Origin of the sequence: Yersinia sp. 2542 StPb PI (assembly GCF_048593855.1) — a bacterium.
In the GTDB taxonomy this organism is placed as follows: Bacteria; Pseudomonadota; Gammaproteobacteria; order Enterobacterales; family Enterobacteriaceae; genus Yersinia; species Yersinia enterocolitica_E.
Genome location: NZ_JAZGQA010000180.1, coordinates 1 through 8,523, shown reverse-complemented (window position 1 = coordinate 8,523; position 8,523 = coordinate 1). Strand labels below are relative to the sequence as shown.

The following is an 8,523-nucleotide window of genomic DNA, read 5'->3' as shown; positions in this document are numbered from 1 at the left end:
ATCTATCAATAATTGATTTTATCATCAAAAAACCAATAGGTTTCAACGATCGGTTTTAGCTTATTGATCTTAATTAACGATTATCTCTCTTTCCCACATCTCGCTACGATCCCCTTTCCAGAACGGTCGTCACCCCTTAATTTCCGTCTACTTATTGATGAATACAGGAGTATTCCCATGATGCAACGCGGTTTCCCTTATCTGGCCTTTATGCTGCACGATACGAGGTCCCCATGCTAAAACCTTATCCTCTGTCCAAGCAGGACAGCTATGCCTGGGCTCTGGCCCTTGTTCTTCCACTACTCTGGGCACCCTTCGCCATTTTCTTTCCTAAAGAGATTGCCCTTGGTTTTTATCTGGTTCTCTCCCTGGTTTGGACCCTTCTTGACCGGTTAAGCCTGATGAAACAAGAAAAAGTACCGCCTTCGTTTTGGTATTTTCTGCTCCCCATGGTTTATCTGCGTCAACGTGACGAACGTCAGGGGAAACCCTGGCGTTTGTTGCAGGTATGGCTGATATGTACTGTTTTGGCGGTGATAGCTGGTGAGCAATTTAAAAAGCAGTCGGGTACAGAACAACTTGCGCAGAGCGCTTGTTCTATTGTTACCCAGCTCATGAAACAGGAAGGTATTGATGAACGCTGTATTCGCGTGACGGACTTAAAGGAAGAGGTCAGCGGGCGTTTTTATCGGGCACAGGCCCTGATGAACACCGGTAATAAAGAGCCGATGACGATTGAAGTCAGGGGCAGGGATATTTATGTCGTGTTACCTGAGTGGGAGGAATGAAAATGAAAGGTCAATTTAAAAGTCTCGTCCGCGTTTTTTTCTTAAGCACTGGGCTGTTGTTGTCATGTGTACATGCAGTACAGGCTGACAATTCGCGCTGTGCAAAACCTGTTTTTTATGCCAAAACGCTCAACCATAACAAAGAAGTCGCTATCTGCGTGGATACCCCTTACGTGTCTTACTCTTTTGGTAAGACCGGCTCCCCACATAAAGAAATGGATATCACTGTTCCGGCAGCCAACACCACTTACTCATACCAGAATAATCAGGTTATCAGCATTCAGGAATTCACCGTCAGAAAGGGTGATACCCGTTATCAGGTCTCCGCCGGAACAAACGATGACGGTGAGCCCGTCGCGTCACTCTACGTTTATAAAGGTGCGCCAGAATCCGGAAAACTGCTGGCAGAGATAAAACTCGATACCCATACGGTGGTGAATAACATTAGCCACGCACTGGCAGATGACGGTATTGCTGAATCAGACAGCCTTTAATCGCCCACAAAAGGAGTGAGCAAGTGAACGATAACTTTCTTATTGTGCAGGGCGTTCCACAGGCATTACTAAATGGCCTGTTTCTTCCCGTCGCTGTCACACCGTGGTTGAATTTTGTTACACAAACCAGAGCGATACCATGAATATCATCAATATCCTGAATTCAAGAAAAGTCAAAGTGGCCCTGGCCGTGATGATAACACTCATGCTGTTAGTGACAGTCGCCGTATCCGAGCACGGGATCAGCATCCTGTCTCTTATCACCGCAGTTTTCTGGGGCATTGTCAGTTGGCTTATTCTCAGTTTGGTTTTTCGCATCCTCTCTCATTATCTCGTCACTCAGTCAAAGGGGACCGTCAAGAAGAAATCTGGGCAAGGTTCGACCGACTCTCATCAGGAGGACTAAAATGATACTTGTCCTTTTACTTTGGATTATGGCTTCGGCTTTCATTGGGTGGTGCGCCAGCTCAAATGGACGGTCATTCTGGCTGTGGTTTATGGTGTCATTGTTACTCGACCCGTTATTCGGAGCAGTGCTTTATATCATGGTCGTGAAATCAAAATGACAAAAGGTAGGCTAAAAAGAGCCGGTATTATTTATCTAAAATTCTGTCTTATGTATGTCCTTATACTCATAGTGGGATACGGTCTGCTCATCGGGTATCTCGGGGATTAGCCGTTTCGGTCAGATCCCCTATTTTCATCGTATGTTATTGACTGATTTGGCGGCTGGAGAAAGGGTATGAATACATCCCGCCAACGTCCGGCATTATTGCACCCATAACTGAATAGCGATATCGCGATGCTTATTCACCACTGACTTTACTCTTTATACATCGTCACCCTACTGGCCCTCAGTCTATTTAGACTGGGGGCCTTTTATTTGGAGAAAATACTGATGACCCGTTTAGCATCCCGTTTTGGCCGGGTGAACTCTGTTCGCCGCGACCGTCCCCTGACCCATGATGAGTTAGCCTATTATGTGCCCAGCGTGTTTGGCGAAGACAAGCATGCCTCCCGCAGTTCGCGGTATACCTATATTCCTACTATTACGTTACTGGATAAGTTGCGCGAAGAAGGGTTTGTGCCGTTCTTTGCCTGCCAGACCCGAGTACGAGATTTGGATAAACGTGAGCATACCAAGCATATGGTGCGACTGCGCCGAACGGGACAAATTACGCAGAGAGAAGTGCAGGAGATTGTTCTGCTCAACAGCCACGATGGCTCCAGCAGCTATCAAATGCTGCCGGGGATGTTCCGTGAAATTTGCAGTAACGGCCTGGTTTGTGGTCAGAGTTTTGGCGAAATTCGTGTACCACACAAAGGGGATGTGGTGGAAAAGGTGATTGAAGGGGCCTACGAAGTGCTGGGGATATTTGACAAAATAGAAGAAAGTCGTGAAAGCATGCAGGCATTAATGCTGTCAGCGGAGCACCAACATGCATTGGCCCATGCTGCATTGACCTACCGTTACGGTGAGGAGCACCATCCGGTCACGGAGTCCCAAATCCTGATGCCCCGTCGCTGGGAAGATAAGAAAGATGACCTCTGGACGACATTTCAGCGTGTGCAGGAGAATCTGACCAAAGACGGGCTATCGGGTAAGAGCGCCGGAGGAAAACGTGCCCGAACCCGTGCTATCAGTGGTATTGATGGTGACATCAAACTCAATCGAGCGCTGTGGGTCATGGCTGAACAGCTTAAACAGGCAGTGGCGTGACCCAGCCTCATGGCTTCGGTGACGATCGATTTCAACGATCGGTTTCGCGTTATTGATCTGCACAACCCATTATCTTTTCTCTTTACCCATCGATAAAATTGATAGGGTTACCTGTCAGCAAAAGGTTTTTAAAACAGCGGTCAGGCACAGGCGTTATGCCAATATTCAGGGAAAACCACCGCCCGTTATCCCCACGATAACGGGTTTTTAATCTAAGAGAGGCTGCCTCTCCCGTGTTCTACCTTCACTCACGACTTTAAATATTAAGTCACATTCTTTACCCATTCCATGAGCAGGCTCCCCGGTTTTCCGGAGGGGCCTGTTTTGCTATTTATCCCCATATAAAAAAGGATATTACTCATGAATACCCCAACCCCAGCTCAGAGGGGCACACTAACCGCCACCCGGGTTTCTGATGCGCAACGCATCCATTTCTGGCCAAAACATTTTGGTCAGGTGCCCAAATGGGCGTTGATTGAACCACAGGTTTTTCGCTGGCTGGACCGATTATGCGACGACTACCACGGCGACTTCTGGGACTTCTACACCTTGCCCAACGGCGGGGCATTTATAGTACCGGGCACGGAGCAAGACTATGTGCTGTTTAACGTGCTCAATGGCAATGGGGCCACCGTCAGTCGTGAAGCTGCCGGTATCATCGCCTGCCTGATGGCTTACAGTCACCATGCCTGCCACACCGAGAGTGAGGCCATGACAGACCACTTTTACCGATTGCGCGAATATGCCTTACAACACCCTGAAAGCCAGGCCATTTTTGACTTGATTGACTGATGAACAGGAGTTCCCCCATGCCACATCAGCCTATGCGGGCTTCACTCCCCACCTTGCCTTTTGCCCAGCAACAGATTATCAGCCAGGCACTGGCGATACTGGAAACCCAACTCCGACACCGGCCCTACACCTTGACCTCACCCGAAGCAGTGAAAGCCTGGCTGCAACTCCATCTTCGCCCTCAGGGGCGGGAGTGTTTTATGGTGCTCTTTTTGGACAACCGCCACCGCTTGATGGCCAGTGAAACCGTTTCTGTCGGCACCTTTAATGCCACCACAGTCTACCCTCGCGAAGTCGTTATTCGGGCACTGCACCACCACTGTGCTGCCGTTGTCATCGCCCACAATCATCCGGCCGGAGACCCCACACCGAGCCAGGCTGACCGCACACTAACTGCCCGGCTGGTTAATGCGCTAAACATGGTCGACATTCGCGTACTGGACCACCTGATTATCGGTGAGAGCGAGCCGGTTTCGTTAGCCGAGTTGGGGTGGCTGCCATGTTAACGACTATCCAACAAACCCACATCCTGACCCTTCGCGGTCTGCAATGCAGCACCGCACATATCACCGAGGGCGACAATGCGCTGCTGTACCGAATATCCCATTGTCAGGTGGCATTCAGCGATGGCGAATGGATCCATTTTACCGGCACAGGCTATCTGATTCGACTTAATGCCTGGAACCACCCGGTATTGCGACTCAGACAGTTGGGCCTCTCCAAAGCCTGCCGCTGTCTGGTCACCACATTGATGAAACGTCATGGGCTAACCTACCTGCATATTGATGCTCTGGGTGATGTGTTGCCCGGTTTCGCCACATTCAACTGGTGATACCACCGCTCGTCTCCTGGCGTAATCCCGCATTATCCATATTGAGAACATCCCCATGAAACCACGACCCACCCCACCGGGCGCATTGCCCGTGCCCGTTATTTATCAACAACTGCTCGCTTTTCTGCTGGAGCACCACTACGGCCTGAGCCTCAACGATACGCCCTATCACGATGAACAGGTGATTGCACAGCAGATTGAACAAGGGATTTCAGTCGGCGACACCATCAACACACTGGTTGAGAAATATGCCTTAGTGCGAATTGGTCGTAACGGGTTCAGCGCACTGGCACAAGACCCGATGCTGAGTATGGGCGATATCGCCCGTACTCGCCAGGCCGCTGGTCTGTGGCGTGCGCATTTTCCGCCAACGTTGCTGTACCCAACCGAGTCCCTCAATCCTATTCCACAGAGACCGTTAACATGAATAACCACATTACTATTTCCCCAACATGGGGCCTGAAACGTGATATTACGCCGCGGTTGGGGGCCCGACTGGTTCAGGAGGGGACGCATCTGCATTTTCTGAGCGACAGAGCCCACATTGTCGGCACCTTTTCCCTTGAAGCCACTCAGGCTCTTGATGCAGCGTTTCCCGCGCTGATAACCAAACTGGAATCGCAGCTGCTGTCCGGGGCGCTGGATCCACGCCGTCAGCAAGGCATTACGGTTTGGCATGGAGAATTTGTCTGTGAAGCGGATACGCTGGGCAGTCACGGTTACCTCTATATCGCTGTGTATCAGAAACTGGCTTGAACAGCAGACACTGGCACCTGAAACATCCTTCTTCCTCGACGCCAACAACAATAGTTGGCGTTTTGCTTTTATGGAGTTCCTACGATGTCTACTTCACTCAGCACAGTTATCGATGAGACACAGGTTCTAACCGGCCACACCGATGTGATTTGCTCCACCAGCATTGAACGTATCATCACCGTGCGTAACACCGCGCTGGTGCAGATTGAAGCGCTTATCCACCAGCTTGAGGATATTTCAGCCATCACCAACAGCATTGGTGGTGGAATTGCAAAGGACTGGGCCATGCGACAAGATTTCCGCTGCGGCTGCTGGCTAATGGAGAAAACAGAAACGGGCATGAAAGCGATTATCCGCAATCTCGATCGCGGTATATGGCAAGATCTGATGAAGAAATCGGGCATGCTCAGTTTGATGGACGCACAGGCGCGTGACCAGTGGGACAAGAACCTTGAGGGAGATAATATTCCTGCCATCAACGAAGACAACATACTCAGCACCTTTGAGCAACTCCACCAGCAGAAAGACGAGGTATTTGAACGCGGGGTCATCAATTTATTCAAAGGGTTATCCTGGCACTATAAAACCAACAGCCCGTGTCGGTTTGGTAAAAAGGTGATCATCAGCAATCTGGTCAGTTGCAACCAATGGGGCTTTACCCTGAACCAGGGTTACCGGCGAGACCAGTTGGCGGATTTGGAGCGCATGCTGCACTTGCTGGACGGTAAAGCGATCCCGGACAACCGGGGCGATGTGACAAGCCGGTTGTATGAGCATATTCGTGTTAATTCGCAGATGGCGAAGATTTATGAAGATGATTACTTTTTGATAAAATACTTTATGAAGGGCTCTGCGCATCTGACATTCAGAAAGCCAGCGTTGATTGACAAGATGAATAATATCGTGGCGAAGCGCTATCCGCAGATGTTGCCGAGACGGGTATAGGCCAGCGGTGCATGTTAGGTTGTATTAGCTGTGACTTTATCTAACGGTGCCCTCTGGTAGGGCACTATTAAATTTGACCGTCGGATAAGTGCCACATACAGACGGATAAAACGGATGGATATTCTGACCAAAACTGACAAGGTCGATGCCTGTATGCTGGCTTGCTATGTAACCATTATGCATGTCCCCCCCCAACAGAAGAGATTCCTTACGGGGTGTAGCGGTCATATAGCTATCGCACCGCTTCTAAAACGCATCGATTTTTGATGGACGACTAAAGATTCAAAGTCTCTTTAACTTCAACTTCAGGGATTTGTCATATTGTGATTTTCTGATAACGTGTCAAAAATATTTTTTTATAACTGTTATCAGGAGTATTGGTGATGCTCGTTTCATATAATGAAATAAAACATTTGTCTGATATCCATACACATTACATGATCGATCCGGATATCTTTGATAGATATTCAAACACAACATCAATACAACAAATAATTGGTCGATTGTGGGATGTGGCTAGTAATGCGGACTATCGTGTCTGTTTTGTTGATACAAATCTCTTTGGCCCGGCAGGATTTACTATGCCTGCAAATAAAAATATGAATGAACTACCTTCATTATTATTTTTTATTGGAAGTTCAAGCAGCTTTGAAGATATAGAACAATCATGGAGGCATGAATCAATTCATCTCCAACAGATGATTTCAGGTCGCTTATTTTTTGGGGATCATGGGGATCTTTACTGGGAGGGGGTAAGACATCATTTTCTGACTCTTCCAGAACTACGCTATGCAGAAGGACACCCAGGTTTTGCTGAACAAGTTATAAATGTATTGAAATACTACGCTCAGCCATGGGAATTAGAAGCACAACGTGAGACCTGGGATACCATAAACCCAACTTTCCGGATAGGTCAGAGCCTTGTCGATAAATATGGGACATGCTGGAAAAATACATGGGATGAAGAAAAACGGAAAACATTAATCAATCATCATGGATTAGAATATGCGTTTAGAGATTTATTAATTTAGCAGCGATTAATTCCCATTAAAGGGGTTAAGATCTGCGTCAACATTAGATAATTGACCGTTGAGATGAATTGCCTTCCCAGGAGAGAGTGGGCTATACGTGTTTTGCGTGAATGCCCGCTTATCGCTCTTGAGGGACAGCCATAATCAAATCTCCCACACCTCAGGAGGTTGGATTATGAACACATCACCGTGGAACAAAAATCGTATCATCGGCCAAAAAAAGCCGCTTCAGATATCCCAAATCTGGGGGATCCGCATCAGACTTGAGCTCGAAGGTAACGCGCGCGATTTGGCTCTATTCAACATGGCTTTGGATAGTAAGCTTCGGGGCTACGATCTGGTTAAGCTTAAAGTATCGGATGTTGCATATAGCGGTTCTGTTTCAAGCAGAGCAACGGTGTTACAACAAAAGACCGGTAGCCCTGTCCAGTTTGAGTTAACCAAAGGGACAAGAGAAGCAGTTGCAGCATTGATTAAGCTAGGCAATTTGCACAGTAAAGACTACTTGTTCCAATCACGGGTCGGTTCTTGCCAACATATCTCAACCCGACAATACAGCCGTATTTTTCATGGATGGATAGCAAAGCTTGGCCTCGACGATTCACTGTACAGCACACATTCCATGAGAAGAACAAAACCTTACCTGATATATAAGAAAACCAAGAATCTTCGAGTGATCCAACTCCTGCTTGGTCATAAGAAACTGGAAAGCACGGTTCGTTATTTGGGCATTGAAGTCGATGATGCGTTGGAGATCTCGAAGTCTAGGATTGTCAGGGCTGCAACTGCAGCCCTGTGCCAAAAGCGGAAGTTGCCGACATTGTGCTTTGTGTCATTCTGCGTGGCGCAGATCAGAACTTTTCGGAAATCGTCCGCCTCCTAATTATGGCAAGCAGTGTCGTCGCCTGCTCCAATGCTACAGCCCAGACGACCCATCGGGTATGACGATGCAGCAAGTCCAGTGACTATCAACTGCCCGAAGGACCTTACCGAAATCAGTCCTGCTGCTTTAAAAGCCACGCGATGATATCTGCCTTAACGTTCATTGCTACCACACTCTTACATTCCTGAAAACGAAGAGCATGGGTTATTAATCCATACTCTTCGTTTTCAGGCTTACTAATAGATGCTTCTTAATGAATTTGATAATCTGTTGAAAGAATTA

The 8,523-nt window shown here is 48.0% G+C and carries 11 protein-coding genes and 1 pseudogene; all 12 read left to right on the top strand.

From position 1 onward, the window contains the following. Positions 1-233 precede the first annotated feature (233 nt). Positions 234-788 carry a hypothetical protein gene (locus V1952_RS17575; protein WP_420075221.1) on the top strand — a complete coding sequence of 185 codons (555 nt, stop codon included), beginning with the start codon at positions 234-236 and terminating at the stop codon, positions 786-788. Positions 789-790: 2 nt separating this feature from the next. After that, positions 791-1,282 (top strand): hypothetical protein, encoded by a 492-nt coding sequence (locus tag V1952_RS17570; RefSeq protein ID WP_420075220.1) that lies wholly within the window; start codon positions 791-793, stop codon positions 1,280-1,282. 139 nt (positions 1,283-1,421) lie between these two features. Beyond that, positions 1,422-1,688: a hypothetical protein gene (locus V1952_RS17565; RefSeq protein ID WP_265527421.1), complete on the top strand. Its 267-nt coding sequence runs from the start codon at positions 1,422-1,424 to the stop codon at positions 1,686-1,688. 492 nt (positions 1,689-2,180) lie between these two features. Next, the gene (locus tag V1952_RS17560; RefSeq protein ID WP_420075219.1) at positions 2,181-3,002 is read left to right on the top strand and encodes a DUF932 domain-containing protein; all 822 of its coding nucleotides are present in this window, start codon (positions 2,181-2,183) and stop codon (positions 3,000-3,002) included. A 360-nt stretch (positions 3,003-3,362) separates the two neighbouring features. Further along, a complete protein-coding gene (locus V1952_RS17555; protein ID WP_420075218.1) occupies positions 3,363-3,794 on the top strand; it encodes an antirestriction protein in 432 nt (143 codons plus the stop codon). A gap of 32 nt (positions 3,795-3,826) precedes the next feature. Next, positions 3,827-4,300, top strand: a complete 474-nt coding sequence (radC, locus tag V1952_RS17550; RefSeq protein ID WP_420075222.1) for a RadC family protein — start codon at positions 3,827-3,829, stop codon at positions 4,298-4,300. Continuing rightward, the gene (locus V1952_RS17545) at positions 4,294-4,626 is read left to right on the top strand and encodes a DUF5983 family protein (protein ID WP_420075217.1); all 333 of its coding nucleotides are present in this window, start codon (positions 4,294-4,296) and stop codon (positions 4,624-4,626) included. The genes radC and V1952_RS17545 overlap by 7 nt, the downstream gene beginning before the upstream one ends. A 55-nt stretch (positions 4,627-4,681) precedes the next feature. After that, positions 4,682-5,053 carry a TA system toxin CbtA family protein gene (locus V1952_RS17540; protein ID WP_420075216.1) on the top strand — a complete coding sequence of 124 codons (372 nt, stop codon included), beginning with the start codon at positions 4,682-4,684 and terminating at the stop codon, positions 5,051-5,053. Further along, entirely contained in the window at positions 5,050-5,382 is a 333-nt protein-coding gene (locus V1952_RS17535; protein ID WP_420075215.1) for a type IV toxin-antitoxin system YeeU family antitoxin, read from the top strand. The genes V1952_RS17540 and V1952_RS17535 overlap by 4 nt, the downstream gene beginning before the upstream one ends. Before the next feature lie 84 nt (positions 5,383-5,466). After that, positions 5,467-6,327, top strand: coding sequence for a DUF4942 domain-containing protein (locus V1952_RS17530; protein WP_420075214.1), 861 nt, complete (start codon positions 5,467-5,469; stop codon positions 6,325-6,327). A 383-nt stretch (positions 6,328-6,710) separates the two neighbouring features. Beyond that, positions 6,711-7,358 carry a hypothetical protein gene (locus tag V1952_RS17525; RefSeq protein WP_420075213.1) on the top strand — a complete coding sequence of 216 codons (648 nt, stop codon included), beginning with the start codon at positions 6,711-6,713 and terminating at the stop codon, positions 7,356-7,358. Positions 7,359-7,533: 175 nt separating this feature from the next. Then, positions 7,534-8,124, top strand: a pseudogene (locus V1952_RS17520) (tyrosine-type recombinase/integrase); the annotation flags it as partial. Positions 8,125-8,523 lie beyond the last annotated feature (399 nt).